This is a genomic window from Deltaproteobacteria bacterium, from assembly GCA_022340465.1.
Taxonomy (GTDB): domain Bacteria; phylum Desulfobacterota; class Desulfobacteria; order Desulfobacterales; family B30-G6; genus JAJDNW01.
In genome coordinates this window covers 1-3,122 of record JAJDNW010000161.1, presented here as the reverse complement: position 1 = coordinate 3,122, position 3,122 = coordinate 1, and the positions used below count along the sequence as shown (strand labels likewise).

The window sequence follows — 3,122 nt, the reverse complement described above, 5'->3', positions numbered from 1 at the left end:
ATTTAATTAAATCATCTGAGTTGCTATAGCTGCATTCCGGGCAAGTCCATGACATGTTTCTCCCCTTTTTCCTCAATGTATAACCCATAAACCCCGCGGTTAGCGAGGAAATGGTTTAAAAATAGGGCCTTGACATTGAAGCATGATACCATCCCGAAGGGAGGTCGCCATGCTTCAGACCCTCATCAAGCCGTTCATCGGCTATTGCCGCCTTACCGATTTCTCAGACCGATCCATTCAGTCTTTCGAAGTCCGCCTGCGTGAGTTCCGATTTTTCCTCATAGAATCCAAAATCGGAGCGATCGCTGATGTCGAGTACCTTCACCTGGTCGAGTTTACCGCAAAATACCGCAATCCGTCCATTCACGTAACAAAATTTCGCGTATGGGCCATGCGGCAGTTTTACCACTTTCTGGCTCTCAACGGACACGCCGATAACATTGCCGGCGGTCTGTCGTATCCAAAGATCGAAAAGACCGTTCCCCAGTTTTTAAACCAGGCGCAGTATGACCGGCTCCTGGAAGAATTTACCGCCAAGGCCGTAGATCTTCGCGGCCTGAGAAACCTGGCCGCCTTCCTGCTGCTGTCGGTGTTCGGGCTGCGAACCGCCAGCCTGCTGGCCATCGACTGTGGCGATATCCATCTTACCTCCGGCCTGATCTGGCTCAAAACAAAAGGCCGCCTGCAGCGCAGCCTGGTGTTGCCCGCTGCGCTGTGCCGCGTTCTTGAACATTACCTGTCGCAGCGAGAGCCGCCCCAAGGCCCGCTTTTAATTACCCGCCGCGCAAGGCGCCTGTCCGCCCGCTCGCTGCAGGACATTCTTCGAAAGGCCGCCGTGCGAGTGGGCATCGATCAGACCATCAGTCCCAGGCTTTTTCGACACAGCGCCGCCACCCATCTGAACCGTGTGGCCGGCATCGAGATCACCCAGCAGGTTCTAGGTCATCGCAGAAGGGCCAATACTGTCAAATACACCCATCTGAACCCGGACGTCTATGTCGACTATATGCAGCGTCATCCGTACATGACCCCGGAAAGGAGGCTTTCATGACCGCCCTGATCGACGCCTACCAGCTTGAAATGCGAAAGATCAACGCCTTTGCCGAATCGACCGTCGAGACCTACACGGCCTGTGTGGTCGCGTTTTGCCGGTTTGCCAGGGATGTGCTCAAGGTCGATCTGACCCGAATCAACGGCCGGCACCTTTTGCAGTGGATCGACCATCTGAAAACCACCGGCATCGGCAACAGCCATCTGGGACACCACCATTTTGCCCTAAAGAGCTTTTTTACCTTTGTCCTCAAGACCGGGAAGATCACCGCCAACCCGGCCCAGGCCCTGCCGCTGCAATACGTCCGCCGGCGAGAAAGAACCCGCGCGGTGCCCGCAGGCGAGGCGCAAAAACTGGTCGATTCGTTCGATCAGCGCACCTGGCGCGGGCTGCGCAATCATGCCATGGCCTCGATCCTGTGGGCACTGGGGCTGCGCACCAGCGAGCTGACCGGCCTTAAAGTCAGGGACTTCGAGCCCCGCCATGCAAAGCGCATCGGCCTTTTGCGCATCCACGGCAAAAACAAAAAGCAGCGGGCCCTTTTTGTCGTTGACCGGCTTTACGACACCCTTTTGCGGTATCTGGCCCACGAAAGCACTCCTTCACGGCCCTTTGCCCCCATGTTCCCGGCCCATGACTACAAGGCCATCTCCAACAACCGGCTGCGGCGTCTGATCAAGGACCAGTCCCGAAGGCTGGGCATCACCCCGGTCACCCCCAGAATGCTGCGACATGCCTTTGCCACCGAGATGTACGCCAAAAACGTGCCCCTTTGGGCCATCGAGGCCATGATGGGCCACGGCAGCGTTGCCGAAACCTCCGTCTACGTCCACGTCTCTGATGAACTCACCGCCCAGGTGCTCGATGCCGTGAGCGTCAAAAGGAGGTGGCGATGAGCGTTCCGTCACAGACCTTCTTCAGTCACATGCAGGACTTCTTTGACTACCGTTGCGACATCTACGAAACCAGCCCCCAGACCATCAAAAGCAACCGCGTCGACCTGAACCTGTTCAAAGTCTTCATTGAATCCAGCGATTATGATGCCATCAGCGGGCCGGCCGTCGTCGACTTCCAACACTACCTGAAGAAAAAACGCAACAACTGCGGCGCGTCGATCAACCGAAAGCTGTTTGCCCTGAGAAGCTATGGCAACTTCCTCAAGCTTTATGACGTGCCTTCGGCCTCGACACTGCCATTTTACGATGTTTTGAAAATCCGCTGCGGCTATCGCAGCCGCCCTCGGGCGCTTGCCTCCGGCCAGATCCTTCGTCTCTTTGGCGCCATCGATAGCGATACCATCCTCGGGGTGCGCGATTATGCCGTATACGCCCTGATGTACCAGCTCGGACTGAGGGTTGGGGAGGTGCACCGGCTCGACCTTGCCGACCTGGATTTTGAAAACAGCAAAATCACCGTTATGGGCAAGGGCCGCAGGCAGCGCATTTTGCACATGAACGCCGAGTTGATCCAGATCCTGTCGGAATACCTGGCGGTTCGCGACCTGATCTTCAACAGCTGGATGACCGGAGCGCTGTATGTCTCGAAAAAGGGCAATCGGCTGGCCATCCGCACCATGGAAGAGAATCTGAAAAAGATCGTGCGGCGAACAGGACTTCAGGTACCGTTCAACGTCACCTGCCACACCCTGCGCCACAGCCTGGCATCGCACCTGAACGATAGCGAGGTCGATATCCTGGTGATCCAGAGCATCCTCGGCCACAACTCAGCGCGAAGCACCGAGCCTTACATCCATCCGTCAAACGACAGAATCCGCGAGGCTTTGGAAAAGCTGCCTGTGGTAAAACATGTCAAAGAGCTGCTGAAAACCGGCGCTTTGAGGTTACACTTCCAAAAGCCGTTAAGGGTAAAAAGGGAATAAAACCATTATCAAATGACATATCGATGGTTTTGGAAAATCGTGACTTTTTGCTCGATAATAATCGAGTATTGCCAAATTTTGCTATACTGGAAAATTTGTCGCAATAGGCTGTTGAAAAAAAGAGTATTTTGCTGTAACCTTTTTGGTTATTAACCCCAACAATCATGCTTCGATTGACGCCTATCAGACCCT

At 54.9% G+C, this 3,122-nt stretch carries 3 protein-coding genes; all 3 read left to right on the top strand.

Features of this window, described 5'->3' with window-relative positions:
- Positions 1–169: 169 nt before the first annotated feature.
- From LJE94_19415 to LJE94_19405, 3 genes are read left to right on the top strand one after another with little or no spacing between them, the layout of a single operon-like run.
- A complete protein-coding gene (locus tag LJE94_19415) occupies positions 170–1,051 on the top strand; it encodes a tyrosine-type recombinase/integrase (protein ID MCG6912268.1) in 882 nt (293 codons plus the stop codon).
- Entirely contained in the window at positions 1,048–1,947 is a 900-nt protein-coding gene (locus LJE94_19410; GenBank protein MCG6912267.1) for a tyrosine-type recombinase/integrase, read from the top strand. The genes LJE94_19415 and LJE94_19410 overlap by 4 nt, the downstream gene beginning before the upstream one ends.
- Positions 1,944–2,930, top strand: coding sequence for a tyrosine-type recombinase/integrase (locus LJE94_19405; GenBank protein MCG6912266.1), 987 nt, complete (start codon positions 1,944–1,946; stop codon positions 2,928–2,930). The genes LJE94_19410 and LJE94_19405 overlap by 4 nt, the downstream gene beginning before the upstream one ends.
- The last annotated feature ends 192 nt before the right edge of the window (positions 2,931–3,122 follow it).

Coding starts and splice junctions, on each gene's coding strand:
- LJE94_19405 (MCG6912266.1), top strand. CDS start 1,944: ATGAGCGTTCCGTCACAGACCTTCTTCAGTCACATGCAGGACTTCTTT.
- LJE94_19410 (MCG6912267.1), top strand. CDS start 1,048: ATGACCGCCCTGATCGACGCCTACCAGCTTGAAATGCGAAAGATCAAC.
- LJE94_19415 (MCG6912268.1), top strand. CDS start 170: ATGCTTCAGACCCTCATCAAGCCGTTCATCGGCTATTGCCGCCTTACC.